At 69.5% G+C, this 25,938-nt stretch carries 29 protein-coding genes, 2 tRNA genes and 1 pseudogene; 17 read left to right on the top strand and 15 right to left on the bottom strand.

The genetic code is table 11. From position 1 onward, the window contains the following. Positions 1 to 407: 407 nt before the first annotated feature. A tRNA-Arg gene (locus AB0C78_RS30925) sits at positions 408 to 480 on the bottom strand. Between the two features lie 192 nt (positions 481 to 672). On the opposite strand from AB0C78_RS30925, the gene AB0C78_RS30920 reads away from it, so the two are divergent. Further along, a complete protein-coding gene (locus tag AB0C78_RS30920) occupies positions 673 to 1,107 on the top strand; it encodes a hypothetical protein (RefSeq protein WP_360754627.1) in 435 nt (144 codons plus the stop codon). Positions 1,108 to 1,259: 152 nt separating this feature from the next. Beyond that, positions 1,260 to 1,352: transfer RNA gene (locus tag AB0C78_RS30915), tRNA-Ser, on the top strand. Here the strand turns inward: AB0C78_RS30915 and AB0C78_RS30910 are convergent. Further along, positions 1,331 to 1,669, bottom strand: a pseudogene (locus AB0C78_RS30910) (hypothetical protein); the annotation flags it as partial. The gene AB0C78_RS30915 and the pseudogene AB0C78_RS30910 sit on opposite strands and share 22 nt — an antisense overlap. 334 nt (positions 1,670 to 2,003) lie before the next feature. Here AB0C78_RS30910 and AB0C78_RS30905 point away from each other — a divergent pair. The 7 genes from AB0C78_RS30905 (at position 2,004) to AB0C78_RS30875 (ending at position 9,327) form a co-directional block, all read left to right on the top strand. After that, a complete protein-coding gene (locus AB0C78_RS30905) occupies positions 2,004 to 2,801 on the top strand; it encodes a TauD/TfdA family dioxygenase (RefSeq protein ID WP_360754637.1) in 798 nt (265 codons plus the stop codon). A gap of 546 nt (positions 2,802 to 3,347) precedes the next feature. Further along, a complete protein-coding gene (locus AB0C78_RS30900) occupies positions 3,348 to 3,968 on the top strand; it encodes a dihydrofolate reductase family protein (protein ID WP_360754624.1) in 621 nt (206 codons plus the stop codon). A gap of 112 nt (positions 3,969 to 4,080) precedes the next feature. After that, positions 4,081 to 4,857, top strand: coding sequence for a helix-turn-helix transcriptional regulator (locus AB0C78_RS30895; RefSeq protein ID WP_360754622.1), 777 nt, complete (start codon positions 4,081 to 4,083; stop codon positions 4,855 to 4,857). Between the two features lie 90 nt (positions 4,858 to 4,947). After that, positions 4,948 to 6,543 carry an AMP-binding protein gene (locus AB0C78_RS30890; RefSeq protein WP_360754619.1) on the top strand — a complete coding sequence of 532 codons (1,596 nt, stop codon included), beginning with the start codon at positions 4,948 to 4,950 and terminating at the stop codon, positions 6,541 to 6,543. A 171-nt stretch (positions 6,544 to 6,714) separates the two neighbouring features. Next, on the top strand, positions 6,715 to 7,473 hold the full coding sequence (locus AB0C78_RS30885) for an amidohydrolase family protein (protein WP_360754617.1): 759 nt from the start codon (positions 6,715 to 6,717) through the stop codon (positions 7,471 to 7,473). Further along, positions 7,473 to 8,273 carry an SDR family oxidoreductase gene (locus AB0C78_RS30880; RefSeq protein ID WP_360754614.1) on the top strand — a complete coding sequence of 267 codons (801 nt, stop codon included), beginning with the start codon at positions 7,473 to 7,475 and terminating at the stop codon, positions 8,271 to 8,273. The genes AB0C78_RS30885 and AB0C78_RS30880 overlap by 1 nt, the downstream gene beginning before the upstream one ends. 22 nt (positions 8,274 to 8,295) lie before the next feature. Next, a complete protein-coding gene (locus AB0C78_RS30875) occupies positions 8,296 to 9,327 on the top strand; it encodes an LLM class F420-dependent oxidoreductase (protein WP_360754611.1) in 1,032 nt (343 codons plus the stop codon). A gap of 71 nt (positions 9,328 to 9,398) precedes the next feature. Here AB0C78_RS30875 and AB0C78_RS30870 read toward each other — a convergent pair whose 3' ends face one another. The 4 genes from AB0C78_RS30870 to AB0C78_RS30855 form a co-directional block, all read right to left on the bottom strand. After that, positions 9,399 to 10,064, bottom strand: coding sequence for a pentapeptide repeat-containing protein (locus AB0C78_RS30870; RefSeq protein ID WP_360754608.1), 666 nt, complete (start codon positions 10,062 to 10,064; stop codon positions 9,399 to 9,401). A 130-nt stretch (positions 10,065 to 10,194) separates the two neighbouring features. Further along, the gene (locus AB0C78_RS30865; RefSeq protein ID WP_360754606.1) at positions 10,195 to 11,388 is read right to left on the bottom strand and encodes a hypothetical protein; all 1,194 of its coding nucleotides are present in this window, start codon (positions 11,386 to 11,388) and stop codon (positions 10,195 to 10,197) included. Beyond that, positions 11,385 to 11,681 carry a WXG100 family type VII secretion target gene (locus tag AB0C78_RS30860; RefSeq protein WP_360754603.1) on the bottom strand — a complete coding sequence of 99 codons (297 nt, stop codon included), beginning with the start codon at positions 11,679 to 11,681 and terminating at the stop codon, positions 11,385 to 11,387. The genes AB0C78_RS30865 and AB0C78_RS30860 overlap by 4 nt, the downstream gene beginning before the upstream one ends. A 157-nt stretch (positions 11,682 to 11,838) precedes the next feature. Then, positions 11,839 to 13,215: an alpha/beta hydrolase-fold protein gene (locus tag AB0C78_RS30855; RefSeq protein WP_360754601.1), complete on the bottom strand. Its 1,377-nt coding sequence runs from the start codon at positions 13,213 to 13,215 to the stop codon at positions 11,839 to 11,841. A 74-nt stretch (positions 13,216 to 13,289) separates the two neighbouring features. On the opposite strand from AB0C78_RS30855, the gene AB0C78_RS30850 reads away from it, so the two are divergent. Then, positions 13,290 to 14,264 carry a helix-turn-helix domain-containing protein gene (locus AB0C78_RS30850; protein WP_360754598.1) on the top strand — a complete coding sequence of 325 codons (975 nt, stop codon included), beginning with the start codon at positions 13,290 to 13,292 and terminating at the stop codon, positions 14,262 to 14,264. Between the two features lie 10 nt (positions 14,265 to 14,274). Here AB0C78_RS30850 and AB0C78_RS30845 read toward each other — a convergent pair whose 3' ends face one another. Next, entirely contained in the window at positions 14,275 to 14,661 is a 387-nt protein-coding gene (locus tag AB0C78_RS30845; protein ID WP_360754596.1) for a VOC family protein, read from the bottom strand. 107 nt (positions 14,662 to 14,768) lie between these two features. Between AB0C78_RS30845 and AB0C78_RS30840 the strand changes: the two genes are divergently transcribed. Both AB0C78_RS30840 and AB0C78_RS30835 read left to right on the top strand, forming a co-directional pair. Then, positions 14,769 to 15,920 (top strand): SMI1/KNR4 family protein, encoded by a 1,152-nt coding sequence (locus AB0C78_RS30840; RefSeq protein WP_360754593.1) that lies wholly within the window; start codon positions 14,769 to 14,771, stop codon positions 15,918 to 15,920. Further along, the gene (locus AB0C78_RS30835; RefSeq protein WP_360754591.1) at positions 15,920 to 16,735 is read left to right on the top strand and encodes a hypothetical protein; all 816 of its coding nucleotides are present in this window, start codon (positions 15,920 to 15,922) and stop codon (positions 16,733 to 16,735) included. Before AB0C78_RS30840 ends, AB0C78_RS30835 begins: the two co-directional genes overlap by 1 nt. Before the next feature lie 75 nt (positions 16,736 to 16,810). Here the strand turns inward: AB0C78_RS30835 and AB0C78_RS30830 are convergent, their stop codons facing one another. Genes AB0C78_RS30830 through AB0C78_RS30820 form a run of 3 tightly spaced genes read right to left on the bottom strand, consistent with a single transcriptional unit; the run spans position 16,811 to position 18,866 of the window. Then, positions 16,811 to 17,458 (bottom strand): nitroreductase family protein, encoded by a 648-nt coding sequence (locus AB0C78_RS30830; protein ID WP_360754588.1) that lies wholly within the window; start codon positions 17,456 to 17,458, stop codon positions 16,811 to 16,813. A gap of 11 nt (positions 17,459 to 17,469) precedes the next feature. Beyond that, positions 17,470 to 17,973 carry an MFS transporter gene (locus AB0C78_RS30825; RefSeq protein ID WP_360754585.1) on the bottom strand — a complete coding sequence of 168 codons (504 nt, stop codon included), beginning with the start codon at positions 17,971 to 17,973 and terminating at the stop codon, positions 17,470 to 17,472. Continuing rightward, complete coding sequence (locus AB0C78_RS30820; RefSeq protein ID WP_360754634.1) at positions 17,928 to 18,866, bottom strand: MFS transporter; 939 nt, start codon at positions 18,864 to 18,866, stop codon at positions 17,928 to 17,930. Before AB0C78_RS30820 ends, AB0C78_RS30825 begins: the two co-directional genes overlap by 46 nt. Before the next feature lie 137 nt (positions 18,867 to 19,003). Between AB0C78_RS30820 and AB0C78_RS30815 the strand changes: the two genes are divergently transcribed. Then, positions 19,004 to 19,453, top strand: coding sequence for a MarR family transcriptional regulator (locus tag AB0C78_RS30815; protein WP_360754582.1), 450 nt, complete (start codon positions 19,004 to 19,006; stop codon positions 19,451 to 19,453). A 62-nt stretch (positions 19,454 to 19,515) separates the two neighbouring features. Here the strand turns inward: AB0C78_RS30815 and AB0C78_RS30810 are convergent, their stop codons facing one another. The 3 genes from AB0C78_RS30810 to AB0C78_RS30800 all read right to left on the bottom strand — a co-directional run bounded on the left by AB0C78_RS30810 (position 19,516) and on the right by AB0C78_RS30800 (position 21,073). Continuing rightward, positions 19,516 to 19,866, bottom strand: a complete 351-nt coding sequence (locus AB0C78_RS30810) for a MerR family transcriptional regulator (protein WP_151539842.1) — start codon at positions 19,864 to 19,866, stop codon at positions 19,516 to 19,518. A gap of 123 nt (positions 19,867 to 19,989) precedes the next feature. Then, complete coding sequence (locus AB0C78_RS30805; RefSeq protein ID WP_360754579.1) at positions 19,990 to 20,430, bottom strand: Hsp20/alpha crystallin family protein; 441 nt, start codon at positions 20,428 to 20,430, stop codon at positions 19,990 to 19,992. A 172-nt stretch (positions 20,431 to 20,602) separates the two neighbouring features. After that, positions 20,603 to 21,073: a MarR family transcriptional regulator gene (locus AB0C78_RS30800; RefSeq protein WP_360754576.1), complete on the bottom strand. Its 471-nt coding sequence runs from the start codon at positions 21,071 to 21,073 to the stop codon at positions 20,603 to 20,605. 287 nt (positions 21,074 to 21,360) lie between these two features. Here AB0C78_RS30800 and AB0C78_RS30795 point away from each other — a divergent pair, with 287 nt between their 5' ends. Next, the gene (locus tag AB0C78_RS30795; protein WP_360754573.1) at positions 21,361 to 22,452 is read left to right on the top strand and encodes an endonuclease/exonuclease/phosphatase family protein; all 1,092 of its coding nucleotides are present in this window, start codon (positions 21,361 to 21,363) and stop codon (positions 22,450 to 22,452) included. Between the two features lie 28 nt (positions 22,453 to 22,480). Here AB0C78_RS30795 and AB0C78_RS30790 read toward each other — a convergent pair whose 3' ends face one another. Then, positions 22,481 to 23,146: a dihydrofolate reductase family protein gene (locus AB0C78_RS30790; protein WP_360754570.1), complete on the bottom strand. Its 666-nt coding sequence runs from the start codon at positions 23,144 to 23,146 to the stop codon at positions 22,481 to 22,483. 208 nt (positions 23,147 to 23,354) lie between these two features. On the opposite strand from AB0C78_RS30790, the gene AB0C78_RS30785 reads away from it, so the two are divergent. Together AB0C78_RS30785 and AB0C78_RS30780 are read left to right on the top strand one after the other, a co-directional pair. Further along, positions 23,355 to 23,486 (top strand): hypothetical protein, encoded by a 132-nt coding sequence (locus AB0C78_RS30785; protein ID WP_264159695.1) that lies wholly within the window; start codon positions 23,355 to 23,357, stop codon positions 23,484 to 23,486. A 25-nt stretch (positions 23,487 to 23,511) separates the two neighbouring features. Beyond that, complete coding sequence (locus AB0C78_RS30780; protein ID WP_360754567.1) at positions 23,512 to 23,907, top strand: VOC family protein; 396 nt, start codon at positions 23,512 to 23,514, stop codon at positions 23,905 to 23,907. Positions 23,908 to 23,963: 56 nt separating this feature from the next. Here AB0C78_RS30780 and AB0C78_RS30775 read toward each other — a convergent pair whose 3' ends face one another. Continuing rightward, positions 23,964 to 24,584 carry an acetate uptake transporter family protein gene (locus AB0C78_RS30775; RefSeq protein WP_151539838.1) on the bottom strand — a complete coding sequence of 207 codons (621 nt, stop codon included), beginning with the start codon at positions 24,582 to 24,584 and terminating at the stop codon, positions 23,964 to 23,966. Positions 24,585 to 25,012: 428 nt separating this feature from the next. Between AB0C78_RS30775 and AB0C78_RS30770 the strand changes: the two genes are divergently transcribed. Further along, a complete protein-coding gene (locus AB0C78_RS30770; protein ID WP_360754564.1) occupies positions 25,013 to 25,846 on the top strand; it encodes a glycoside hydrolase domain-containing protein in 834 nt (277 codons plus the stop codon). Positions 25,847 to 25,938 lie beyond the last annotated feature (92 nt).

Here is a 25,938-nt window from a genome sequence, read left to right as displayed (position 1 = left end):
GGACAGGACCTTCAGCAAGCCCTATCCTCCCAGTTCAGGAGCACTTTTCTCATGTCAACGACCAGCCGGAATCAATCCGCCATGAAAGCGCGAGGCTAGTCCGACACCCGAGCCGGGGACACCACGGTCGGTGCTCCGTGCTGGCGATTGCCCCACCTGAAGGCCTCAGGTCCCTAGTCTGTGGCCAAGCCCCGGACGCCTTACACCCAACGGGCCAAGCCCAGGATCCTCGGGCACACGTCCGTCGCGATCACGAAGGACGTCCACGGACGTCTCCTGGTGGACGGCAGACGGTGGACGGCCGGAGCGATGAGCGGGGCGCTCTTCACCAGCGTGATCGATGCCGTGGCTCCCCGGCCAACGCAAGAGGCCCCGCGCGATGATCGCGAGGGGCCTCTGACCTGCTGCGCACCCGAAGGGATTCGAACCCCTAACCTTCTGATCCGTAGTCAGATGCTCTATCCATTGAGCTACGGGTGCCCGTTCGGAGCCAACTGTACCGGCTCCTGGGACCGGACGGCGAATCGGCGGCCGAAGACGCGTCCTCGTCAGTGTGAGCCGGGTCACGGAACCGTCTGTGGCGAACCAGCGCCAAAGGTGTAATCGAGACGGATGTGACCTCTGAGGTTTACCCTCGTCCGAAGTCCCAAACCCCCCTGAAGGAGAAAGTTCATGCGCATGTCTGCCGCCAAGCTCGTCGGCGTCCTGGCCATCGGTGGCGTGCTTCTCGGCTCCACGGCCTGCGGCCCGGTGGACTCCATCACCGGCGGCGGCAAGAAGAAGACCGCCTGCAAGAACATCGAGACGGAGCTGAAGAACGTCGCCTCGAGCGGCGGGTCGGTCACCGGCTCCGGCGGCGCCGAGTTGACGGCCCAGACGTTCTCGGACGCGGCCGCCAAGATCCGCACCGAGGGCCAGAACGCCGGCGGCGACGTCGAGACCGCCGCGACCGCGTTCGCCGGCGACCTCGACGACACGGCCGCCACGCTGCGCAAGCTCAGCTCCGGCAACCTGTCCGGCGGGACGCCCAACTTCACCCAGATGCAGCAGCACGGCGAGGACCTGGGCAAGGCCTGCGGCTACACCACCGGCTTCCACATCGGCTGACCGACGCCGCTTCGCTCCCGCGGCCCCGGGAGCGAATCGTCCGGCCGCCTCGTCGCCCGGCGGGCGCGTTCGGACTATGCTTCAGAGCCACAGGCCAGACTTTGCCGGTTGCTACGCCGAACCGGTACCCTGTGCTGAGCCTGATGGCTCCTGGAGGATTCGCCTAGTCCGGTCTATGGCGCCGCACTGCTAATGCGGTTTGGGTTTACCGCCCATCCGGGGTTCAAATCCCCGATCCTCCGCCACTACCAGCGCCTCCGCCGAGTGAGATGATCTCGGCGGGGGCGTTTTTGGTGTCTGGTGTGGCCATCGGCGGCACCACCGCGGCCACCGCCTCAGCTACCTCGGGCAGGACCGAGGCGTAGGTGTCCGCCGTGAACGATGACCGAGAGTGACCGAGCGTCGCGCTGATCACCTTTATGTCCGCCTTGCTGAGCAGGCTCAGCGTCGCCGCGCCTTGGCGCAGGTCGTGGGACCGGATCGGTGGAAGTGGCCTGCGGTCGATGGCGACTTGGGCCGGTCGCCGGCTGACGCGGTGGCGGCGCGCTATCTGTTCGACTGCCCACCCCCTCGTTGAAGTGACGTCGTCGGATCGTGTTGTAGCGCTCGATCAGGGCTTCGAAGCGCAGTGAGATCCACTCGGGCCGCAAGGCGGATCCGTATTCGCGGGTGAACACTTGGCCTGAGTTCGCCCAGACTTCCGGGTCTGCCGAGAGCCGCTCCTCTCTGCTGAGTGCGCCGCTGGCGCAGGACGGCGAGGGGCATGCGGTCGAGGCTGACGGCGACCTCGGCATGGCGCGGTCCTCGGAAGGCGGCCAGGTGGAAGGGCGCGCGCCTGACGCGGCCGTGAGCTCACGACCGGAGGGAGCGGCGAGCCCTACCGGCACCTAGCCCCCCTGCCGTGCAGCGCGACGATCGGCGCGGAGATCCCCGACATCGACCTTTCCCTCCCCCTGGACGACGAGGTGCTCACCGAGCTCCGGCGGGCATTGCTGGAGTACAAGGTCCTCTTCTTCCGCGACCAGCACCTGACCGGCCCTCAGCACGCCGCGTTCGCGCGGCACTGGGGCGAACCGCAGATCCACCCCTTCCTGCCCAAGGCCGACAGTCCCGAGGTCGTCCGCCTCGCGCACGACGCCGAATCGCCGGGAGTGGAGAACATCTGGCACAGTGACGCCTCGTTCACCCGAACTCCGCCCTTCGGCTCGATACTGCGGGCGGTCCAGGTGCCCGACATCGGCGGCGACACCATGTGGGCGGACATGGCCGCAGCCTACGACGGCCTCCCCGACGACGTCCGCCGCGCCATCGACGGCCTCACCGCCACACACGACTTCACACAGAGCTTCGGCAAGCTGATGTCCGACGACCAGCTCGCCGAGGCCCGCAAGAAGAACCCGCCCGTCCAGCACCCGGTCGTCCGCACGATCCCCGAGACGGGCCGCAAGCTCATCTACGTCAACCGTGTCTTCACGGCCCACATCGACGGCGTCAGCGAAGCCGACAGCGCCGAACTGCTCGATATCCTGATCGACCAGGCCCGCCATCCCGAGTACCAGGTCCGATTCCACTGGAAGCCCGGCTCGATCGCGTTCTGGGACAACCGCGTCACCCAGCACTACGCCCTGTGCGACTACTACCCTCGTCCCCGGGTCATGGAGCGAGTCACCATCATCGGCGATCAGCCCCGCTGACGCCGAGCCCGACACATACGAGCCCACGCCGTGAACGGACCGCCGCCGCCTTTCGAACGAAGTTCGAGGAGGCCAAGACCGGCGGACCGACCCGGAACCGTACTGCGACCTCGTAATTTGGTCGGCTACCAAGAGTGATCGTTCATCTCTCAGGCGAATGATCGCGCGCCAAATGCGATCCGGGCCTTCTGGTGCGGCCAGGCGGCCTGAAAGCGCATTGGATCGTGGTGCAAGGGGTGGCTGCCCTCTGACCAGGGACTTCGTCCGTGATCGAGATCTTGGACGAAGTCCCTGTTGCGTTCCAGATGCCCGTTCTTTTGGCCCTGGAAGGCGCGTGGTGAGCACGAGATGTCGTGGCGGCGTCACCGACAGCGTCCCGAGGCTCTTGCTCTTCCGTCTCACGATTTTGCTAGAACGGCATGGTATTCAAGGCGGACAGGATCAACCCATCTCCGTGCCATCCGGAGAAGGCCGGTCAGCGGTGCCGTGTTGCCATTTCGACACGCATGGTTGCCAGGAGATGTCCGGTGCGCCCACGATGGGCGCATGAGGCTGACGACGATGACGCAGATCACCGTGGACGGTGTGATGCAGGGGAACGGTCACGCGACTCCCGAGGAACTGGAGAGCGGATTCACGCGGGACGGCTGGGCGCTCGGGGCGTTCGCCGATGACACCGGCGAGATGATCACGGCCACCTATCAGCGGGCGGACGCGTTCCTGTTCGGGCGGCGCACGTACGAGATGTTCGCCGAGACCTGGGGCGCCCGGCCGGGGATGCAGGCGCACCCCATCGGGGTCGCGCTCAACCAGTCGCAGAAGTACGTCGCATCCAACAGTCTCCAGCAACCGTCGTGGGGACCCGTCACGCTGCTTTCCGGGGACGCGACCGCGGCGATCAAGGAACTGAAGGAATCGTCATCGGGCGAGATCCAGGTGCACGGGAGCGCGAGCCTGATCCGCTCGCTGCTCGCCGCCGGCCTCATCGATGAACTGACGCTGCTCGTCGTTCCCGTGCTCCTCGGACAGGGCATGCGGCTGTTCCCCGACGTTGGACCCGCCGCCGCGCTCGAGGTCATCAGCTCCCACACCGACGCTAAGGGCGTCGGCGTGCACGTGTACCGGCCGGCCGGAGAACCGGAGTTCCACCCGGCGCGGCCGACGTAGGCGGACCGGCGTCCCGGCGCGATCCCGCTACCGTGGTTCCCTCGCGGGCGCGTTAGTGGATTCGTGCGCGGTTATTCTGATTGCCCGCCAGGGCGGGCTATGCTGGCTGCTGATGAGTGAGGTTGCGCAGGAGGCGGTGTTCTGGACGGACGTCTCGCCGGTCTGCGAGCCCCTGGCGCACGGCGAGGACATCGCCGCGCACTTCCATGACTACGGCCAGCTGAGGTACGCCGCCTCCGGGGCGCTCGTCACGACGACCAAGGTCGGAACCTGGGTGGCGCCGGCGAACCGCATCACCTGGGTGCCGCCCTTCTTCGTCCACAGCAGTCACTCCTACGGCGAGACCGATGTTCGCGTGCTCCCGGTTCCGGCGGCGTTGTCCGAGGAACTGCCGCCCGAGCCGTCGGTGTTCGTGGCCAGTGCGCTGCTGCGCGAGGCGTACCTGGCGCTGACCAGCGAGCATGAGCCTGCCGGCAGTGAGCGTGGCCGTCTGCTGCTCGCGGTGATCGGTGCGGAGTTGGCCCGCGCTCCGCAGGAGCCACTGCGGCTGCCGGAGCCGAGCGATCCTCGGCTCAAGGCCGTCACCGACCTGCTGCACGCCGACCCGGCCATTTCGGCGACGCTGGCGGAGCTGGGGCACCGGACCGGCTCGAGTGAACGGACCCTCAGCCGGCTGTTCGCCAGCGAATTGTCGATGAGCTTCCATCAGTGGCGCACGCTGCTGCGGATCCAGCGAGCGCTGCTCGAACTCTGTGAAGGTACCTCGGTCACCGAGACGGCGATGCGACTCGGCTGGGCGAACCCCGGCAGCTTCATCAGCGCCTTCACCGATCTCGTCGGCCAGACGCCCGGTCGTTACCGCTCCACGGCGGGTGCGGCTCGCAGCTGAGCGTCGCCCCCGTCGGCCTGGCGGGTTATCGGAAATTCGGGGCGGAACATCGGTGGCACGCCCGCCTGCTCGGCGGCCACGCTTTGAGGCATGTCTCACCACCTTCCGGGTCACGGTGCTGCGGCTTCGGTGGCCGCTTCGGCGGCATCCTCCGGAGTCACGCTCGGTGACCTGATCCTGCAGGCGCTCGGCCGGCACAGCTCGTCCGAGGCCTTCGTGGCCGGAGATCGGCGACTGACCTATGCGCACGTCAGGGACCTGCTCTCGCAGTACGTGGCCGCGCTGGCCCATCGGGGAGTGGGGCTCGGCGTGGGCGTCACGATGCTCAGTCCGAACATGCCCGAATCGTGGATCGTCCAGGCCGCGACGTATCTCCTGGGCGGCCGCTTCACCGGGTTGCAGGCTCTGGCCTCGGTCGCGGACCACATCACCGTCTGCGAGGACGCGGAGGCCACGGTGCTTGTGGTGACCGCGCCCCTGGAGGAGCACGGACGCCAGGTCCTCGCCGAGGTCGACTCCCTGCGACACCTGATGGTGATCCCCGCCGCCGGTGGCCTGTCCGAGGGCGAGCCCACGGCGGTCCGATCGCTGGACCGTGGTCCGGCGACGGAGATGGACGTCGCCTGGCTGCAGTACACCGGCGGGACGACCGGCAGGCCCAAGGGCGTGATGCAGCCTCATCGGTCGATGGTGCAGATGGTCTACGCGCACATGGCCGACTTCGAGCAGCCGCACCTCCCGCGATACCTGGCAGCGGCCCCGCTCACTCACGCGGCCGGGCTGGCCGTCATCCCGACACTGCTGCGCGGCGGCACGGTCGTGATCGAGCAGGGCTTCGAACCCGGACGGTTCCTCGACGTCATCGAGGCCGAGCGCATCAATTGCGTGAGCGGCCTTCCGACGATGATCTACACCTTGCTGGATCAGGAGCGTCCGGAGACCAGGGACCTGTCCAGCCTTGAGGTCATCTGGTACGCCACCGGACCGATGTCGCCGGTGCGCCTGGCGGAGGCCCGCGAGCGGATCGGTCCGGTCTTCTCCCAGGTCTACGGGCAGACGGAGTCGGCCGGCATCGGGACGGTCCTGACCAAGGCCGCACACGAGACCGCGAGCCTTGAGCAACTCGCCTCCTGCGGCCGTCCCGTGGTCGGCAACCGCATCAGGCTCATCGACGACGACGGCCACGACGTTCCTTTGGGCGAGGTGGGCGAGATCGCCATGCGGAGCCGCGGGGTGATGCAGGGCTACAAGAACCTCCCGGACGAGACGGAAGCGGCGCTCAAGGGGGGATGGCTCCACACCGGAGACCTCGCCCGCCAGGACGCCGAGGGCCTGATCTACATCGTGGACCGCAAGAAGGACATGATCATCTCGGGTGGTTTCAACATCTACGCGAGCGAAGTCGAGGCCGTTCTGACGGCACACCCTTCGGTGGGCGCGGCCGCCGTCATCGGCGTGCCGGACAGCCGCTGGGGCGAGCTCGTCACCGCGTTCGTGGTCCCGCGATCGGGGCGACAGGTCGACATTCCCGCGCTCCAGTCCTACGTGAAGCGGGTCAAGGGCTCGATGTACGCGCCCAAGAAGGTCGTGGTCGTGGACTCACTTCCCGTCACGCCGGTGGGAAAGATCGACAAGAAGTGCTTGCGTGAGCCGTTCTGGGCCGACTCGACCCGCAACGTCCACTGATTATTCCGTGGCCCTTACCCCGCGCATTTACGAAAGGCATTAAGTGTGAACGTACCACCTGCCCGACTGATCGACTTCCACTCTCACTGGGGCACAGAGCGAGGATGGAAGGGAAGCCCGTACGAGACCGCCGAGGACCGCGAGGCCTTGCGAGGCTATTTCAAGTGGGACATGAGCTTCGTCAGCGACGAGGAGCAGGCCGTCCAGTTCCGCCGCGCCAATGTCAGAGCGATGCTCGACTTCGCGTTCACCTACACCATGGACGCCGGTGCACTACGCGACCAGCATGACTACGCCTTCGACTATGCGCGCAGGCACCCCGACGTCGTTCTGGGCAACTGGATCGGCATCGACCCCACGCAACCGGCTCATGTCAAAGAATTCGAGCGTTGCCTGAGCGAGGGGACGGGGCTCGTCGGGCTGACGGTCCACTCGTTCACGCCGGCCGGGACACCCGACCAGCCGGAATGGGAGACCTGCCTGAACATGTGCGTCGAGGCCAACCGTCCCGTCCTGGTCCATGTCGGCATGTCGGCCACCGGGGCCGGTACCCGCGGAGGCATGGGCATCACCCTGGAGGGCTGTCACCCCCGTTACGTCGACCGCATCGCGGCCAAGCACCCCGATCTGAACGTGATCGCGGCCCGGGTGGCGTGGCCCTGGCAGTCGGAGATGATCGCGGTCGCACTGCACAAGGCGAACGTGTGGATGGAGCTCCACGGTTGGTCACCGCGCTATTTCCCCGACGAGCTCAAGCGCGAGATCGGTAAGCGGCTGCGCAAGAAGGTCTTCTTCGGAGCCGACTACCCGATGCTCGCCCACGAAAGGCTGGTCGAGGAATGGCGCGAGGCGGGCTTCTCCTCCGATGTCCTCGATGACGTGTTCTCCGGCAACGCCGAGACCTTCCTCACCTCGATCGGAGTTCAGTGATGGACGTCGGACTGACCGGCAAGGTCGCCATCGTCGGCGGCGGTAGCGACGGCTTGGGATACGCCATCGCCGATCGGCTTCTGAAGGAAGGCGCCAATGTCACTATCTTCGCGCGACGCGCGGAGAAGGTGACGGCCGCCGCGCAACGCCTTGCCGGCGCATACGGCGAGGGGAAGGTCCTCGGGCTGGCCGCCGACTGCTCGTCCGAAACCGACATCGAGCGCGTCACCGCCTCGACCCTTGAGCGGTTCGGTCCAGCCGTCCACGTTCTGGTCACCAACGACGGCGGACCGCCGATCCGGCGCATCTCCGAACTCACCGACGAGGTGTGGCGGAAGGCCTTCGAACGCCATTTCTTCTACGTCGTCAGATCCGTGCGAGCCACCTTGCCGTACATGACCGCCGAAGGCGGCAGCATCCTCAACGTGGTCTCCGGCGTCGTCGAACGCCCGGCCGTCGGAATGGCGGCGTCCGTCGGCGTGTGGTCGGCGGTGATCGGCTACGCCAAGACCCTCGCCCTGGAGGTCGCCAGGCAGGACATCAACGTCAACACCCTGTTGTCCGGATTCTTCGACACCGCCCTGCTGGGCGGGCTGCTGGAACGGCAGCCGGAGCTGTCCAAAGCCGGCCTCGGGAACGGGATACCGATGGGACGCATCGGGGCGCCCCGCGAGTTCGCCGACCTGGTCGGTGCGCTCGTGTCACCCAACCTGCGGTTCGTCACCGGCGCGGTGATCCCGGTCGACGGCGGCGCCGGAATCGGTATGGGCGCGAGCTTCGACTCGCCGACGTCCAAGTGAGGCACTGCTCATGAAGCGGACCATGAAGATCTCGACGATGCTCACCTACGGCACCGACCCGCGCGAGGCCGCCGACCACATCGCTCGGCTGGAGGCCGCCGGGCTCGACACCGTCTGGGTCGCCGAGGGGTACGGCCATGACTCGCCGACCCTGATGGGCTACCTGGCGGCCCGCACCTCGCGCGTGGAGATCGGCGCAGCCATCCTCAACGTCTACTCCCGCACCCCGACGATGCTCGCCTCGACCGCGGCGGGCCTCGACAGCGTGTCCGGCGGTCGCGCCATCATCGGCCTCGGCGCCTCCAACCCGAAGATCATCGAGGGGTGGCACGGCATGCCCTTCGTACGGTCGACCGGCCGTACCAGGGAGACCGTCGAGATCATCCGCGCGGCCCTGCGGGGCGAGGCGGTCGACTACAGCGGCCGATCCTTCGAGATCCCCCTCCCAGCCGGTCAGGGCACCGGCCTCGGTGAGCCGCTGCAGATCATGACCAAGCCGCCACGCCCCTCGGTTCCGCTCTACATCGCCGCGCTGGGACCGAAATCGGTCGAAGGCGCGGCGGAATACGCCGACGGCTGGCTGCCTTTCCTGTACGTCCCCGAGGGTGCCGCCGGGGTATGGGGCGACGCGCTCGCCGCAGGAACCGCGAAGCGCTCCGAAGACCTCGCGCCCCTGGAGGTCGTCGCCGGCGGCATCGTCGCCATCGGTGAGGACGTGAAGGAGATACTCGACCTCGCGCGTCCGATACTCGCGCTCTACATCGGAGGCATGGGCGCCCGCGGCAAGAACTTCTTCAACGACCTCGTCCGACGCTATGGATACGAAGCCGAGGCCGAGGAGATCCAGGATCTCTACCTCGACGGCAAGAAGAAGGAAGCCGAGGCCAAGGTCCCGTTCCAGCTCCTTGAACAGATCAACCTCGTCGGCCCGGCCTCCTACGTCCGGGAACGGATCGAAGCCTTCCGCGAGTCCGGCGTCACCAATCTCCAGGTGACCCCGGTCGGAGACGACCCCGCCGGACTCGTGCGCCAACTCAAAGAGTGGGTGACCTGACCTGGGCTCGGTCACGCCCGCCACGACGTCCGGGCGTCGGGCCGGTGATGGCGCCGACGTCCGATGGATCGTCAGCTATGGACTTCGACCTCGGGTGCGCCGTGGTCGGCGAACCAGCGCTGAAGGTCAGCGCCGTCGAGCAGCCGAGGTGACGCGGCGCCGACGTCGACAGGGCCGCTGACATGGCCGGTGGCGCCGTCGAGACGCGAATCCGCCATGCGCACCTCGAGGAGGCCGGTCGAGGTCGTGGGCCCGCCGAAGGTGCACCCTCGCAGGTCGGCGCCGCGCAGGTCCGTTCCGGCAAGCCATGCTCTTGTGAGGTCGGCCCCGCGGAGATCGGCGTATCGCAAGTCGGCGTCCTCGAACTCGCTCTTTTGGAGATCCGCGTCGACGAGCAGCGCCTTCTGCGCATCGCAGGCTCGCCCCTGTGCCTTCCGCAGATGTGCGCCGCTCAGGTCGGTGCCGCGCATGTGCGCAGCGATCAGAGATGCTCCTCCAAGGTGCGCATTGCGGAGTTTGACTCCGTTCAGGATCGCCTCATCCAAGTAGGCGCCGAGCAGCTCAAGGCCGGATAGATCGGCGCCGGAAAAGTCGAGGCCGTCGCCCGCGAAGGACGGAATGACGATCTGGGGATCCTCGGGAAGAGCGTCGAGGTAGGCCTCCAGAGCCTGCCTCGCGGTCGCGTCGCGCGGAAAAGCACGAACGTCTCCGCGCGTACGTCCGAAGTTCTCGCTCACGGTTTCCATATTACCCTGTCCTGCCACTCTGGATGGGCGGCGACCACTTGCCTCAACGCGTCGGACCGCGCCGGCGTCATCCCGATCGGGTCGATGATTACATTATGCCCTTCACTTAGTTCCCTATCTATCATTCTGGTGAAGCGCTCGATCGATTGCGGCCTTGGGATGGGCTGGCCTGGGTTGCGCCCATAAGTTGGCTGGACATCTGGAGAGCTCTTGACGTCCCAAAAATTTCCGGCCGCGTCGACGAATTCTCCTTGATCCTTCCCCGCCGCGTCGAATGGGGCCCGCTTGATGGGGCCGGGCAGAAGACCGTCCCGTTCCAGTTGCAGGCCGACTTCTGCCTCCCGTTCCGTCTTGGCGGAGATCTCGCCGCCGTGGGCGGGGTCCTTCGCCAGCTCCTGGAGTCGGGCCTCGTACTCGGGAGTGCCCGGTACGAGGCCGAGCCGGCGTTCCGTGGCCTCGATGTCCTTGCCGAGCGCCCTGCCGACCGTCTTGTCGAAGGCGGCTTGGACGGCTTTGACGACCTTGGTTTCGGCGGTGGCCTTGACGAGGTCGGCAAGGATTTTGCGGAGGGCCCAGCGTTCGGCGATGCCGGCGACGCGGACATGATGGTGGACGTGTCGCCGGGGCGGTACAGGGTGGCCCAGTAGTTGGCGACGGTGGTGTGTTCGGCGTTGTCGGCCGGGTCGAGGATGGTGGTGATCGTCCAGTTCAGCCACGAGGCGACCTGGCCGATCTCCCGGGCGGCCTCCGCCCAGGCGTCGCCGGTGTGATCGAACATGTCCGGGTTGCCCTGCGGCCAGTCGTTGGACGTGCCGAGCAGGCCGTCCACCCAGCCGGGCAGGTGCGGGATCGCGTGGCGGACGAGCGGGACGGTGGTGTTGGGCGCCCAGCTCATCGCCCCCAGCACCGACGGGGGCGCGGTGGCCACCGCGAAGTTCTGCGTCACCGGATGCGGCGGGAAGCGCGGCGGCCCGCCGCCGGGGCGGTCGGCGCGGGAGTGGTGGTCGGCGGCCAGGTGATTGTTGACCGTCTGGGAGAGGCCGAGGGAGGTGCCGCCCAACGCCTCGATCGCCTTGTGGAATGCCTGGTAGGCGGCCCTGGCGGCTGGATCGTACAAGGCGGCGAACTGGTGAGCGGCCTTGTCGAAGCCGGCCATGCCCGACGAATGCGCGGACAGCTTTTGCGAAAGGGCCGTGTACGCCTTGATCAGGTCCTGCTGGCCGATCGCGAAGTTGGCCGCGGCCCGGTCGACCGTCTCGGGCGTGATGTCGACCCGTGCCGGAACGGGCGAAGCCGGTTTCGGTGGTGGGCTCATGACGGGTTCCACATGCCGTGGTTCACCTGGAGGGAGGCGTGGAAGTTGTGCCGTGCCCGGGCGACGTACCGATGCAGCTCGTCCACCTGGCGCGCCATATCGCGCGCGGCCTGCATCCATTCGTGATGCGCCTGGTCGTAGGCCGCGCGCGCCTCCCCTGACCAGGAATCTAACGACGTGCGCAGATCGCCGTCCAGGCGATCCAGCACCCTTTCCAGCCGCTCGTATGCGCGCCGGAGATCGGCTTCCCCCGTCTCCAGCGCCGCCAGCTCCGCAAGGATTCGATCAGGCACGATGGGAGGGTAGCGGCGCACGCGGTGATCTTCCAGATATATTCAGTTTTGTGTGTATAGGCGATTATTTTCGTGTTTCGATAGGCGGAGTGATCGCAAGGGGGAGGAGGTCAGAGGCCATGGTTCGCCCCCGCGGACCATGGCCTCTGACTGTGGCTTATGGGCGTAGGTACGGGCCTGGGTGGTAGTGGGTGAAGGACGGGGTCGTCGGGTGCAGGCCCGGTTCCGGGTCCGTGTCGAAGACGGTCTGGTAGTCGGGGCCGAGCTCGGTGGCGGCGCTGTTCAGCGCGGTCGGCTGGGTGGTCGGCCAGTGGCCGGTGCCGATCCGGGTCAGGAGGGTTCGGAGGGTCGTGATCTCTTCGGAGGCGGTGAAGGAGCAGTGGTAGCCGCGGTCGACGTAGAGCTGCCTCAGGTTGGCCGGGTCGCCCGCGCGGCGCACCTGCGCGGCGTACCGGCGCTGGTTCTCCGGGGGGACGTTGCCGTCGCCGGTCGTGTGCAGGGTCACCACTGGCCAGGGGGTGCGGCCGGTGGGGGTGCCGTAGCGGTCGAGGTAGCGGACGGCCGTGGGGTCGGCCTTGACGCGGGGCGCTGCGTCGAGGCGGGCGAGGTCGTCGCGGAGGCTCAGACCGGCCTCGCTGTAGGCGCGTTTCACCAGCTGCTTCTGGGAGGAGCGGGCTAGGAGCGTCCGGTAGTCCACGCCCGTGTTCCAGGACGGGTTGCCGCCGGCGCGTTGCTCGATGTCGGTGCGGGCGAGGCCCCAGAAGGCGCCCCGGTCGTAGGCGGCGTAGTAGGTCTGCTGTTCGACCTGGCCGGCGACCGTGTCGGGTGCCGGTGCGCGCGAGGCGTAGCGGCCGGGGATGTCGGCGAGGGCGGCGGCGAGGGCGAGGCGGGCGCGTCCTTGGGGGGAGTCGAGGGCGGCTCCGAGTGCGCGGCGGGCGTTGGTCGTGTTCGCCTGCGGGTCCTTGATATGGACCAGGTCGAGGTTGGGCGCGAGAAGCGTCTTGATCGCGAAGTCCGCGTCGAGGGCGCTGTTGAAGTGGCCGGTCGTGCCGCCGAGGACTCCGCAGAGGGAGGCGACGCCGGCGAAGCGGCGCGGGTTGCGTTCCGCCAGCAGGACGGCGGTGAGGCCGCCGGCGGACGCGCCCGCCGAGATGGTGCGCCGCGGCTTGCCGACGTTCGCCGTGAACCAGTCGAGCAGGGCCGTCTGGTCCTTGAGGCCCGACTCGACGACGCCCCAGCCGCGCGGGACGCGGAGCTGCGAGGCCGCCAGCGCGTATCCGTGGTCGAGCAGCCACTGCTTGGTGGCCGGATGGTTCGTCAGTTCGATGTCCGAGGGCGCGGGGGACTCCAGGCTGTACGCGCCGTGGCTCCACAGGAGAAGCGTCCCGTTCCAGTGGGCGGGGACCTCGACGCGGTAGGGGACTCCGTCGATGTCGCCCTCGCGGGCATCGGCGCGGGCGGGCAGCGCGACCGCGGTAAGGGCGGCGAACACCATCAGCGGAACGGTGCGGCACAGCAGGCGGAGGCGTTTCATGCCCGCACCTTCCAGGAGGCCCCGGCCCCGGTGCAATGATTTTGAAAATAGCCTAAATGTTGTAAATTCCGGCCATGCTGCGGCTCTGGCTCGACTACGAGGACCTCACCCGGATCCGCATCACTCCGGGCCTCTCGCCGATCGCCCAGACCGTCCTCGGCGCGCAGGCCCTGCGCGGGACCGGGCCGGAGCCGGTTCCCGGCCCGTGGCGGGCGCGGACGCGCACGAGGCTCACCGGCCCGTCGCGTCTGCTGCTCGACCTGGTCCCGCCCGGACGCCTGCTCCCCGATTTCCTGACGCCGTACACGCACGTGCCGGGGTTCGAATCGGAGCTCGACGCCGTCGCCTCGACGCCCGTGCGGCGCATCCGCGCGGAACTCGAGCGGACGTACGGTCCGCGGCCGCCGGTTTCGTGGCTGTCCCGCCTGGCCGCCGGGGACGTGGAGGCGATGCGGGCGCTCATCCGCGGGGTCCGTGACTTCCACCGGGTCGCGCTGGCCGACCTGTGGTCGGGTATGGACGCCCACCTGTCCGCCGAGGCGGGCGTCCATGCCCGGACGATGGCCGACCGCGGAATCGGCGGCCTGCTGGGCAGCCTGCACGCCGGTATCCGCTGGTCGTCACCGGTTCTGGAGGTCGAGACGCTGCGCGACGGCGACGTGCACCTGCGGGGGCGGGGCCTTCAGTTCGTCCTCTCGCCGTTCGTCACCGAGCCGCGCGTCCTGATCGCCGGCGACGGCCCGGTGGCCGTGGTGGTCCCCGCGTCGCGTCCGTTCGGCGCGACGGGCGGGCGCGACGCCCTGCCGCAGGTGTTCGGCCGGACGCGCGCGGCGGTGATCCGGGTGGTCGGCGCGCAGCGGGAGCTCACGACGGGGGCGCTGGCGGCCCGGCTGAAGATCAGCGCGGCGTCCGCGTCCCAGCATGCCACCGCCCTTCGCGGCGCCGGTCTCATCACCAGCGAGCGCCGGGGCAAGACGGTGCACCACGCCCTGACGCCGCTCGGCGAGCGCTTCCTGCGCGGTTCGGACCCGCGGGAAACCCAGGAATGACCCCCCGCGCCTACGCCTGCTCCTTGTACACCGCCTCGACGTTGTTGCCGTCCGGGTCGTTAACGAACGCGCAATAGGCCCTGTACTCGGGCCAAAGCCGCGGTTCGTGCCGGGAGCTGCCGCCGGCCGCCAGCGCGGCCGTGTAGAAGGCGTCGACCGCGTCCCGGTCGCGAGCGGTGAAGGCGATGTGCGCGCCCCGCGTCACCGTGGCATCGCCCGCCGGATACAGACCGAAGGACGGGGTGTCCAGCTCCTCCTCCCAGAACTCCGCTCCGCCGTCAGCCGCCTCCCCGACGACGCCCAGAGGCTTCAATGCGGCGGTGTAGAAGCGCGTGCTCGCCTCGAGGTCCGCGGCGATGAAGGTCACGTGGTGGATGAAGGGCCATCGTTCCGTCATGACCGCGGAGTCTACGAGAGCCCGGCGCCCGGCTTCGCAGCGTCAAGGTCCAGGCTGCGTCTGAGCGCGGCCGGGAAATGTCGTGGGCGGTCGGCAGGATGCCCTTCATGGAATGGCGATCGTGGCTGACGCGCTGGAGCGACGAATGGGTTCGGAGCGCCGATACCGAACCCGATCCGGAAGTGGAGCGCACCCGCTGGCTCGGTTTCGAACCGGCCACCGAGCAGGCCGTCGCGGCGGCCGAGGCGCGGATCGGCATGCGGCTGCCGCCGTCCTACCGGGAGTTCCTCCTGACGACGGACGGCTGGCGCGACGCCGGGATCTTCGTCTGGCGGATGCGCGACACGTCCGACATCGGATGGCTCCGCGACCTGGCGCCTCACTGGGACGACAGCTGGGCGGAACTCTGCGAGGACGACCAGCGGGAGGGCACCTGCCTGAGCCGCGGGCTGCTGATCTCCAGGGAGGCCGACGCCGGGATCCTGTTCCTGGACCCCGGCGACGTCGACGCCTCGGGCGAATGGGCCGCCTACAGCCTGTTCTCCTGGAGAGCCGCACCGCCCGAGCGGTTCGCGTCCTTCACCGCGCTGATGGAGGACCTCTACGCCGAGTTCCACCAGATGCGCAAACCGGAAGGCGAAACCCGCGACTCCTGGGACGCCAAGGTCGAACAAGCCCGCCTGGACGCCCTCAGCGGCGACGCCGACGCCGCCGACGCGGTCCTGGCCGAGGCCGAGGAGTTCGGCCGGGAACGCGCCACCGTCCTGCGCGCCCAACTCCAGCTTTTCTTCGAACGCCCCGCCGGGCATTCATTCGGTCGGTTGCTGAATCCCAGCTTCGTGCCCGAGGGGTTCCTGGCCGATCCCTTGTTCACCGAGGAGTTCCTGCCTCTGCTGTTCGCCAAGCACGCCGAGTGCTCCACGCCCGGCCGCAGCTCCCAACTGCAGATGGCGGTGAACAGCAACAACCCGGACCTTCTCCTTCTGGTCGCCGAATACCAGGCTCGGCTCCACAACGGCGAGCCCCCCATGACGTATGGCAATCCCGAATTCGACGCCCTGATCCGGAACGCGGTGGACGAGCACGGAACCGACCCCGACGCCCTTTGGCGGGACATCGACGCCGCGTTCGCCCATTGGCGCCCGCGCACCCCCGACCACATCGCACCGGTCGCCCTGCTCGCGGACCCCGCCGTGGCGGCCGCCCTCACGCCCGAACGCCGCCGGAACCTGCTGACCCGCCCGCGAGGTGACCGCTGATGATGCCCTTCCCGAACCGGGACGACGTCGCGATGGAGCAGATCATCCGCGCCTGCGGCCACGACCACGACATCCCCGGCCAGACCCGCCTCGAAGTGACCGAGACCGAGACCGACACGGCGGGGAAGACCACCAACATCAACCGCGCCGCCTGCCGGAAATGCGGAATGGTCCGCGTCACCCGGTGGCAACCCCCCGAGCCGGGCGCCCGCGGCTCGTTCTTCGCTGTCGCCACCTTCGAGCGGCCCGAACCGGGTGACGTTCCCGGCATCACCGAACGCGCGCTCCAAGTGACCGACGAAGAACTCGCCGACTTCATCACCGCGCGCGGTTTCCCCGGCGGCATCCCCGCCGACTTCGCCCCCGATCGGCGCACCACCGCGACAGCGGAATACCTCGATCTCACACTTCGCGTCCGGGCGGGCCAGTTCATCCTCCGCGACCGCGGGCGCTCGCTCGGCGACATCCTCCCCGTCCCCGCCTACGCCGAGTCGGCCGACCTCATCGACGCCGTCCCAGGGGCTGCACTGTTCTGGCCGCCCGTCCACGACGGCGACCTGCCCCTCGCCGTGGCGATCTCCCCGACGCCCCTGGAACCCGACCGCACCTACGACCGGATCGTGGAGCTGAGCTGCCGGTTCAACAATGGTCACGCCGTCCTTCACGAGCTCGCCGGACGTGAACTGCCGCTGCCGCCGCTTCCCGCTGGCCACGGGGACTACCGTCTCCGTTTCCATATGAAGCCGTCCGGGTGCCTCCTCCAGATCTGGAACCAGCCCCGCACGAAGCCGAAGGTACTGGTGCGCCCCATCTAGGCGGGTGAGCCTTCAGCGCCGGCGTTGCGTTCTACCGCGCGCTCGGCACCGCGCAAAGCCAGCGGGGCAGGGCGTTCACCATCGTTCCCAGTGCAGGACCTGGTCGCGGGGGATGCGGGGCGCGGGCTTGAAGTCGGTGCCGATCGTGTAGGCGAGCGGGATGAACGCGGCGAGCATGACCTCGTCGTAAGGGACGCCCAGTGCGGCGGCGAGTTCGTGTTCGAGGGGGCCTTGAGCGGTGGTCCAGGTGGTGCCGAGGCCGCGGGCGCGGGCGGCGAGCATGAAGCTCCAGGTCGCGGGCAGGATGGACCCCCACGTGCCGGACTGGACGGTCGTCGAGGCCTGATCGGTGCGTCCTTCGATGGCGGGGATGACGAACGCCGGGACGCGGTGGATGTTGTCGGTCAGGTGCCGCAGCCCGTCGAACACGCCCTGGGTGGAGCGCGGGGCGTGGTTCATGCGGCGGATGTCGTGTTCGTTCAGCGGGTGCCCCTCCGCGGCGGCGAGCGCGCGGCGGAAGATGTCGCCGACCTTGCGGCGCAGGCGCGGCTCGGTGACCACGATGAAGTGCCAGCGCTGCCGGTTGCGTCCGGTGGGCGCCTGGGTCGCCAGGTCGACGCACTCCTCGATGAGCCGGCGCGGGACGGGCCGGTCGAGGTCGAGCCGCTTGCGGACGGCGCGGGTGGTGGACAGCAGTTCGTCGGGGGTCAGGTCGAGGGTCATCGAGGTGCTCCTCAGTCTCGTGTGGAGGTCGGTGCGGTGGTCGCCGGTTCGTCTGCTGCGTGTTCGGTGGTCGTGGGTTCGGCGCGGGTCCGCAGGCCGAGGTAGGCGATGAGGGCGCCGAGCAGCGAGAAGGAACCGGCGGTCAGGAACGCCGCGCGGTACCCGTCCAACGCGGACGCCGGGACGGCCATCGCCGCCGCGAGCACCGCCACGCCGATGCCGGCCCCGATCTGGACGGCGGAGGTGACCAGGCCGGAGGCCAGGCCTTGGCGGTCGTCGGGCAGGCTGGAGACCGCGGCGATGTTGAGGCTGGGGAACGACAGGCCGTTGCCGACACCGTGCACGATGAGCGCGGGCAGCAGCACCGTCGCGTAGCCGCTGGACGTGCCCGTCCGCAGGAACAGCAGGATCCCGGCGCCTTGCACCAGCAGCCCGAGCGCCGCTGTGCGCCGCAGGCCCCAGCGTCCGATCAGCCGTCCGGCCAGGTTGGCGGTGACGACGATGGCCAGGCCCATGGGGACGATCCCCAGCCCGGTGTCCAGCGCCGAGTACCCGAGCACGCCCTGCAGGTACAGGACGTGCTCGGGTACTGCCAGCCGATCGTCGCGCACGCCCACGCCAGCGCCGCCAGGTTGGCAGAGGCGAGCCGCCGTGAGCGCAGCACGTCCAGCGGCACCAGCGGGTTCCGCCGGTGCCGCTCGATCGCCACGAACGCTCCGAGCAGCGCCAGCGCCGCCACGCCGGCGGGCCAGCTGGTCTCGGTGAGCGCGTAGACCAGCAGCAGGACGCCGCCTGTGACGGCGCCGGCGCCCGCCGTGTCGAATCCCGTGCGCGGGCCGGTGGCGCGTCCGGCCGGGATCACCTTGGGGGCGGCGGCGAGCACGAGCAGCGCGACGGGCACCGGCAGGAAGAACACCAGCCGCCAGCTCACCTCGGTGAGCAGCCCGGATGCGATCAGCCCGGCACTGTAGCCGGTCGCTCCGGCCAGGGCGTACACGCCGAGCGCCCGGTTGCGGCGCGGCCCCTCGGCGAACGTCGTGGTGATCAGCGACAGTGCCGCCGGGGCGGTCAGCGCGGCCGCGACGCCCTTCACCACGCGGGTGGCGACGAGGAGCGGGCCGTCGGAGAGCAGGCCGCCCGCGAGGCTCGCCGCCGCGAACACCGCCAGCGACGCCAGGAACATCCGGCGCCGTCCGAGCAGGTCGGCCAGCCTCCCGCCGAGGAGCAGGAAGCCGCCGTAGGCGACCGCGTAGCCGGACATCAGCCATTGCAGCGTGCCTTCGGGCAGCGCGAGGTCGGCGCCGATGGCGGGCAGTGCCACGCCCATCAGCGACAGGTCCATCGAGTCCAGGAACACCGCCGCGCACAGCAGGATCAGGGCCGCCGTCGCCCGGCGGTCGGGACGCATCACCGGAGCACCACTCCATCTTTGAGCAGACGATCTGCAACGAGACGAAACCGTATGCTCGCAAATGATCTGCTGTCAAACAATTGACCGGCAGATGGTTCTGGTAGCCTCGGGCGGGTCGACAGTGCAGGAGACCCATGCCTTCCAAGCCCGCCCGGCCGGCGTACTTCCCGACGCTGGCGGCCGAACGCCCGGACATCGCGATGTGCCGCGCCTCGGCGTCCCTGGCCCGCGCCGCCGACGCCCACGCCACCCGGCACGGCCTCGGCGTCGGCCAGCACCTGGTGCTGAAGATGCTCGACGCCGTCGGCCCCTGCTCCCAGCAGGTGCTCAGCGAGGAACTGCGCATCGACCGCAGCGTCATGGTGAGCGTGTGCGACGACCTGGACCGGTCCGGATTCGTCCGCCGCGAACGCAACCCCGACGACCGCCGCTCCTACGCCGTCACCATCACCGGCAAGGGCCGCGAACGCCTCGCCGAGGCCGAGAGCACCGTCTCCTCCTACCTGGACGAGACCTTCGCCCCTCTCACCGCGAGCGAACGCGCCCAGCTCACCGCCCTCGTCGGCAAGCTCATGCAGCTCTGATCACGAAACAGGTGGAGGAAGCTCCGGCCGTCCCCGGACCATGGAGCGGCTCGGACGTCGCGTCACTCTCCCGCCGGGCGGGGCCCGGGCCGGGCGGCGGGGTCCTGGCCGAGCGCGGTCAGGCGCGCGGCGAGCGCGTCGCGTTCGCGGGTGAGCTCGGCGAGCTCGTGCTGCAGCTCGAAGATCCGCCGGATGGCGGGCAGGGTCATGCCCTCACCCATCATGGTGACGACCTGCTGGATGCGGCCGATCTCGGCGCGGCTGTAGCGGCGCTGCCCGCCGGCCGAGCGCTGCGGCGAGACGATCTGGTGGGTGTCGATGCGGCGCAGGAACGCCTGCTGGACCTGCAGCATGTCCGCGACCTGCCCGACGGTGAACAGCGCCGCGTGCTCGTCGTCCATGGGCAGTTTCACCGGCGCTCCTTCTTCCTCGTGCCGCCCGCATGCGGAAGGTCTGCCCGGCCGGGGCCGGGCAGACCCTCGGGTGCCGTGCCGGTCACCGCGGATCCGTGGCGGGCCGGCCGTTCCGGCTCGCGGTCACGTGCGGATGGCCTTCTGGTCGGCGGCCTGGACGGCGATCTTGCGGGGCTTCGCCTGCTCCAGGACGGGGATGCGGACGGCCAGGACGCCGTTGTTGTAGGCGGCCTCGATCGCGTCGGCGTCCAGGTGCTCCGACAGGTAGACGCGGCGGGTGAAGGCGCCCATCGTGCGCTCGCGGACGAAGACGCGCTCGTCCTCGCCGAACTCCTCCTCGCGCCGGGCGCTGACCGTCAGCACGCCGCGGTCCACGGTGACCTCGATCGAGCCGGGGTCGATCCCGGGCAGGTCGAACCGCAGGACGACGTCGTCGGCGCGGCGGATCCCGTCCATCGGCATCCCCGCACCCTCGCCGCGGCCGCTCAGCCCGGCCTGCCGGACCGCGCGGTCGAACTGGCGCTCGAACTCCTGCACGAACGGGTCGATCGACGTCAGCAGCATCGCTCGCTCACCTCCGAAGATCCCCGGGGCCTCCACGCCCGGGATTTGTCTCTGCCTCGCAGGGAGGAAGAACCCTGCAACTAGAATTATAAGTACCTTGCCGCGGCGTTCGTCAAACATCGACCGGCGCCGGCGGCGCGCTCGGTCGAGCCGTCTGCGTGAGAGCCGCTGGTCAGGGAGAGGCGTCGGCGGTCGGCACGGGCCCGCGGGCGCGGGCGTGGCGGGTGAAGGCGTCCAGGCCGCGCTGGAGATGGGTGCGTTCGGTGCCGGTCATGTGTTCCAGGACGGTCTGCAGGTCGGCGCTGCGGTGCCGGCGCAGGTCGTTGAAGAGGTCCGTGCCGTCCGGGGTGAGGTGAAGGGCGACCTGCCTGCGGTCAGCGCGGGCGGGGGCGCGCTCGAGCAGCGAGGCGGTCTCCAGGCGGTCGCACAGGCGGCTGGCAGAGGAAGGGAGGATGCGTAGTTCGTCGGCGAGTTCGCTGAGGGTGAGGCCGGGACGGACGGCGACGACCTCCATCGCGTCCAGCTGTACCGGTGACAGGTGCCCCGCGACGGTGCGGCGGGCCCGATGCCAGACGGCCAGCAGGGCACGGGCCGCTTCTTCCAGAGCCGAAACGCCGGGGGAGCTGCTGGATTCGGGTGCCATGCGAGGAGCGCACCGACCCTCCTGCGTATAGACGGTCACGGTCTGTGGCTTTGCGACGACAGTTCCCGGCGTCGCGAGCCTTATGCGTGACGAAAGCGGCCGGTGCGGCGCGTGTGCGCGGTTTTCGATACGCCGACGATATGCGTCGCTTCGTAGCATCGGGAGCCGAGACACCAGGTCAAGGGTCGGTTGGTCCTTGGCCCGTGGTCATCACTCGGCACGAACGACGACCCGCCGGATTCGCTGGCTCCTCGCGGCCTGATCACGGCAGTGAACGAGGACGGACGATGGCACAGGCGGACACCGCGGAGACCGAACGCGACGACGCCGAGGAGCGGCCCGCCGACGCCGGGACCTGGCGCGGGGGCGTCCGCGCGCGCGTCCGGCGGGTGGTCCGCGCCGGCTCCCGGCCGGAAAGTTGGAAACGCGGCCCGGTGCTCGTGGCGCTGGCGCTGCTGCTGGGCCTGGTCATGCTGCTGCACGCGGAGATCCCGAACCGGATCGGGAACCTCGGCAGCCTGGTGGAGAACCTGCTGCCATGGCTGGGCCTGTTCGTCCCCGTCCTGCTGGCCGGGGCGGTGTGGCGCCGTTCCCCCTCCGCGGTGGTCGCGTTGCTGCTGCCGGTCGCGGTGTGGCTGAACCTCTTCGGCGGGTTGCTCACCGACAAGTCCCACCCGGGCGCCGACCTCACGGTGGTCAGCCACAACGTCGGCGCCGACAATCCCGACCCGGCGGGCACCGCCCGCGACCTGGCCGCTTCCAAGGCGGACGTGCTGGCACTGGAGGAGTTGACCCAGCAGGCCAAGGGCACGTACGAGAAGGAGCTGGCGAAGGCGTATCCGTACCACGCGGTGCAGGGCACGGTCGGGTTGTGGAGCAAGCTGCCGCTGTCGGACACACGGCCCGTCGACATCGAGACGGATTACGGGCCGCTGGCGGCGACGAAGCCGGAAGCCCTCAAGCTGTCCTATTCCCGGGCGCTGCGCACCACGGTCGCCACGAAGCACGGACCGCTGGCGGTGTACGTGGCCCACCTGGGGTCCGTGCGGGTGAATCCCAGGGCCGGCTTCTGGACGGACTCGCGCGACCGGAACGCGCAGGCGCTCGCCAGGGCCATCGCCGCGGAGCAGAACAAGCGGGTCGTGCTGCTCGGCGACCTGAACGGCACCACGGACGACCGCGCGTTCGCCGGCATCACCTCGCGGCTGCGCTCCGCCCAGGTCGCGGCCGGCGACGGCTTCGGCTTCACCTGGCCCGCGGAGTTCCCGATGGTGCGGATCGACCAGATCCTCGTCCGCGGCGTGAAGCCGGAGAGCTCATGGGTGCTGCCCGCCACCGGCAGCGACCACCGGCCGGTCGCGGCCGGTATCGGCTGGTGAACGAGGTCCCAGCCCCGCCTGACCGGGTTCAGACTCCCCGGTCGGGCGCGCTCATGTCCCCCGTCGCCGGCGTGCCGTCGGCGAGCCCGTAGCGCAGGTACACGGTGCCCTTCGGGGTGGCCGCCGGCGGTTCGAGCAGCGTGACGTTCGCGGGCACCGCGCCGCCGTCGAACACCTTCTTCCCGACCCCGAGGACGATCGGGTGCACCCAGAGGTCGAGGCGGTCGAAGAGCCTCTCGCGCAGGAGGGTCTGCACCAGGTCCAGGCTCCCGACGACCTTCACGTGCTCGTGCCGGTCGCGGATCTCGCGCACCGCGGCGGGCAGGTCCGGGCCGAGCTGTGTGGACCCGGCCCACGGGAGGTCGGGCTCGCCGCGGGAGGCCACGTACTTCGGGACGCTGTTGAACAGCGTCGCGATCTCGTTGTCCTGCCCGCCCTCCTGGTACGGCCAGTAGGCGGCGAAGATGTCGTACGTCCGGCGGCCGAGCAGGAGCGCGTCGGTGCCCTCGTAGGCGGCGCCGATCTGCGCCCCGGCGACGTCGTCCAGCAGGGGCGCCTGCCAGCCGCCGAACGGGAAGCCCGCCGGGTCCTCGTCGGGGCCGCCGGGCGCCTGCCCGACGAGGTCGAGGGTCGCGAACAGTTCGATGTGGATGAGGCCCATGCCCACTCCCGCTGAGTCGGTCGGATCGGTCATGGGATAGACCTGCCCGCGCCGCCGGACTCATCGCCGCGCCGACCTGGGGATTCGGGCGGTGCCGGATTTTAGCTGACTTCGAACTTGTGTTCGATATCTCTGGCCTGGTCCTGGGTACGCTCCCCGTCGGAGGGGGCCGAACGGTGGACGTGGCACGTCCGTCCGGGAGGCGTCCCCGTGGACAGGCGGGAGAGGGAGGGTGATCTGGATGAGCAAGCCCCACCGTCGCTGGAACTGGCGGCAGATCGCGGCTTTCGCCGCTCTCGGGCGTTTCGCGCTCGAGGCCGCGCGCATCGCCTGGGACTGGCTGAACGACGACGGCCCCGGCCCGTCCCTCTGACCGGCCCGGCGGGGACACTGGGCGGGTGCGACTCGAACTGATCACGATCGTCGTGGACGACTACGACCGGGCCATCGCCCACTTCACCGGGGCGCTCGGATTCGACCTGGTCGAGGACTCGCCCTCGCGCACCAACGACGGGCGTCCGAAGCGGTGGGTCGTCGTCCGGCCGCCCGGGGCCCAGACCGGCGTGCTGCTCGCCCGGGCGGACGGGCCGCGCCAGGCCGCCGCCGTCGGCGAGCAGGTCGCCGGACGCGTCGGGTTCTTCCTGCGCGTCGACGACTTCGACGCCGCCCACGAGCGGATGGCGGCCGCGGGCGTCGAGTTCGTCACCGCGCCGCGGGACGAGCCCTACGGGCGGGTCGCGGTGTTCCTCGACATCGCCGGGAACCGCTGGGACCTGCTCGGCCCCGCGCTCTGAGCGGGGGACGGCGAAGGCCCCTCGCGAGGTGCGCGAGGGGCCTCCGGACGGGCGGGTCAGGGCTTGGTCGGGGTGAGGTTGAACATCGGCTTGCCGACGAACAGCGCGGTCCGGCCGAGCATGCCGTTGATCACGCCCGCGGCGGAGGTGTACCAGGCGACCAGCGCGGTGATCACCCCGATGTAGCCGCCGACCTTGATCGTCGTCTCGTTGGTGGAGAAGTTCCCGATGAACAGCACGATCTCGGTGATCTCCAGGGTGAGGAAGACGCCGAAGACGGCGAGGTTCACCTGCGTGCTCCACAGCAGCATGTACGTGTTGAAGATCGCGAAGGCGAGCAGGATCCAGCCGAGGTCGTTGGCGACCTGGTCGGCGTTGCCCTCCTTGGCGACGAGCAGGATGTACAGCCCGAGCCCGATCCAGAAGCCGCCGTACGTGGAGAAGGCGGTCGAACCGAACACGTTGCGGTTGCGGAACTCCCACATCCCGGCGAGGAGCTGGACGAGGCCGCCGTAGCCGAGCGCGTAGCCGAGCCAGGCGTCGGTGCCGTCCGTCCACTGGGCGTTCTTGGCGGAGAGAAGGAACGTGGTGAGGGCGAACGCGGCCAGCCCGAGCGGGGCGGGGTCGGCGACCGCGGGCGGGGTCTGAGGAGTGGACTCTTGCTCGACGTAGGTCATGTTGCCTCCTCGCTGGAGTCCCCACGTCGCGGCTTGCTCGGGAGCAGGCGGGGATGGACGAGGGAACGCGGGAACAGACGTTCGGAAAGGCCGCACCGGCGGGACAGGGACTCGCCTTGCCGCATGCTGGTCCGACCTCACCGTCATGCCGTGCATCTGGCGCGAGGTTGGACGCGCGTCAGATGCGCCCAGTAACTGCGGAGACCCGTAGTGTCGCTGGCCTCGAAGCGATCATAACTCCGCATGTGTCTCAGGTCACTGTCCTGTTTCACGTCGCTTCACCAAAGAATCGCCAGAAGATGACGGACGTCCGGTGCCCGATGCGGCGTTCGGACGGCGATGTGCTGAACAACGCGGAACATCGGTGGTCGTGGCGGTTCGCGGGGTGTTGCCTGCCTCCGACGGACCCCCGGTGAAGGGACGACGGGATGAGCGTGTTCGGTGTCGACTACGCGTGGGGACGCCCGGGTGCGTCCGCGCTGCGCAACGCGGGGGCGAAGTTCGTCTGCCGCTACCTCTCGCACGACACGACCGGCAAGAACCTGACGGCCGCCGAGGCGCGGGAGCTGTCGGAGGCCGGCCTGTGGCTGGTCGTCGTGTGGGAGAGCACGGCGTCGCGGGCGCTGTCGGGGCGGGACGGCGGCGCCGCGGACGCGCGGGACGCCGCCGCGCAGGCGAAGGCCTGCGGGATGCCCGGAGACCGGCCGATCTACTTCGCGGTCGACTTCGACGCGACGCCGCAGCAGCAGGCGGCGATCAACGCGTACGCGGACGGCGCGGCGTCCGTCCTCGGACGCGGGCGGGTGGGCCTGTACGGCGGGTACTGGCCGGTCAAGCGGGCTTTCGACGCGAAGAAGATCACGTTCGGGTGGCAGACGTACGCGTGGTCGGGCGGGAACTGGGACTCCCGCGCGCAGCTCCAGCAGTACTCCAACGACCACCGGATCAACGGGGTGGGGGTCGACTACGACCGGGCCGTCCACGACGACTACGGGCAGTGGAAGGTGGGCGGGGCATCGGCGCCGCACGCCCCGGCGTGGCCCGGACGGTACATCACGCAGCCGCCCGTCATGCACGGCGACGACGTGCGGACGTGGCAGACGCGGATGAAGGCGCGCGGCTGGTCCATCGCGGTGGACGGTGCGTACGGCCCGGCGTCGGAGGAGGTGTGCCGGGCGTTCCAGCGCGAGAAGGGCCTCGGCGTGGACGGCGTCGTCGGCCCGGCGACCTGGAAGGCGGCCTGGGACGCGCCGGTCACCTGACTCGCGAGGGCGGTTCCGGAAGGGGCATGACGCGCCGGTCACCTGACCCGCGAGGGCGGCTCCGAAGGGGCATGACGCGCCGGTCACCTGAT

The organism is Actinomadura sp. NPDC048394 (assembly GCF_040651755.1).
In the GTDB taxonomy this organism is placed as follows: domain Bacteria; phylum Actinomycetota; class Actinomycetes; order Streptosporangiales; family Streptosporangiaceae; genus Spirillospora; species Spirillospora montaniterrae.
Note: the sequence above shows the minus strand (reverse complement) of the source record. Positions and strands in the feature narration are given on the sequence as shown.

What these genes read in the sequence shown, in the direction of transcription:
- AB0C78_RS30920 (WP_360754627.1), top strand. Translation starts at nt 673, where the DNA reads ATGCGCATGTCTGCCGCCAAGCTCGTCGGCGTCCTGGCCATCGGTGGC.
- AB0C78_RS30900 (WP_360754624.1), top strand. Translation starts at nt 3,348, where the DNA reads ATGAGGCTGACGACGATGACGCAGATCACCGTGGACGGTGTGATGCAG.
- AB0C78_RS30895 (WP_360754622.1), top strand. Translation starts at nt 4,081, where the DNA reads ATGAGTGAGGTTGCGCAGGAGGCGGTGTTCTGGACGGACGTCTCGCCG.
- AB0C78_RS30890 (WP_360754619.1), top strand. Translation starts at nt 4,948, where the DNA reads ATGTCTCACCACCTTCCGGGTCACGGTGCTGCGGCTTCGGTGGCCGCT.
- AB0C78_RS30885 (WP_360754617.1), top strand. Translation starts at nt 6,715, where the DNA reads ATGAGCTTCGTCAGCGACGAGGAGCAGGCCGTCCAGTTCCGCCGCGCC.
- AB0C78_RS30880 (WP_360754614.1), top strand. Translation starts at nt 7,473, where the DNA reads ATGGACGTCGGACTGACCGGCAAGGTCGCCATCGTCGGCGGCGGTAGC.
- AB0C78_RS30875 (WP_360754611.1), top strand. Translation starts at nt 8,296, where the DNA reads ATGAAGATCTCGACGATGCTCACCTACGGCACCGACCCGCGCGAGGCC.
- AB0C78_RS30865 (WP_360754606.1), bottom strand. Translation starts at nt 11,388, where the DNA reads ATGAGCCCACCACCGAAACCGGCTTCGCCCGTTCCGGCACGGGTCGAC.
- AB0C78_RS30855 (WP_360754601.1), bottom strand. Translation starts at nt 13,215, where the DNA reads ATGAAACGCCTCCGCCTGCTGTGCCGCACCGTTCCGCTGATGGTGTTC.
- AB0C78_RS30850 (WP_360754598.1), top strand. Translation starts at nt 13,290, where the DNA reads ATGCTGCGGCTCTGGCTCGACTACGAGGACCTCACCCGGATCCGCATC.
- AB0C78_RS30845 (WP_360754596.1), bottom strand. Translation starts at nt 14,661, where the DNA reads ATGACGGAACGATGGCCCTTCATCCACCACGTGACCTTCATCGCCGCG.
- AB0C78_RS30840 (WP_360754593.1), top strand. Translation starts at nt 14,769, where the DNA reads ATGGAATGGCGATCGTGGCTGACGCGCTGGAGCGACGAATGGGTTCGG.
- AB0C78_RS30835 (WP_360754591.1), top strand. Translation starts at nt 15,920, where the DNA reads ATGATGCCCTTCCCGAACCGGGACGACGTCGCGATGGAGCAGATCATC.
- AB0C78_RS30830 (WP_360754588.1), bottom strand. Translation starts at nt 17,458, where the DNA reads ATGACCCTCGACCTGACCCCCGACGAACTGCTGTCCACCACCCGCGCC.
- AB0C78_RS30825 (WP_360754585.1), bottom strand. Translation starts at nt 17,973, where the DNA reads ATGGGCCTGGCCATCGTCGTCACCGCCAACCTGGCCGGACGGCTGATC.
- AB0C78_RS30820 (WP_360754634.1), bottom strand. Translation starts at nt 18,866, where the DNA reads ATGCGTCCCGACCGCCGGGCGACGGCGGCCCTGATCCTGCTGTGCGCG.
- AB0C78_RS30815 (WP_360754582.1), top strand. Translation starts at nt 19,004, where the DNA reads ATGCCTTCCAAGCCCGCCCGGCCGGCGTACTTCCCGACGCTGGCGGCC.
- AB0C78_RS30805 (WP_360754579.1), bottom strand. Translation starts at nt 20,430, where the DNA reads ATGCTGCTGACGTCGATCGACCCGTTCGTGCAGGAGTTCGAGCGCCAG.
- AB0C78_RS30800 (WP_360754576.1), bottom strand. Translation starts at nt 21,073, where the DNA reads ATGGCACCCGAATCCAGCAGCTCCCCCGGCGTTTCGGCTCTGGAAGAA.
- AB0C78_RS30795 (WP_360754573.1), top strand. Translation starts at nt 21,361, where the DNA reads ATGGCACAGGCGGACACCGCGGAGACCGAACGCGACGACGCCGAGGAG.
- AB0C78_RS30790 (WP_360754570.1), bottom strand. Translation starts at nt 23,146, where the DNA reads ATGACCGATCCGACCGACTCAGCGGGAGTGGGCATGGGCCTCATCCAC.
- AB0C78_RS30785 (WP_264159695.1), top strand. Translation starts at nt 23,355, where the DNA reads ATGAGCAAGCCCCACCGTCGCTGGAACTGGCGGCAGATCGCGGCTTTC.
- AB0C78_RS30775 (WP_151539838.1), bottom strand. Translation starts at nt 24,584, where the DNA reads ATGACCTACGTCGAGCAAGAGTCCACTCCTCAGACCCCGCCCGCGGTC.
- AB0C78_RS30770 (WP_360754564.1), top strand. Translation starts at nt 25,013, where the DNA reads ATGAGCGTGTTCGGTGTCGACTACGCGTGGGGACGCCCGGGTGCGTCC.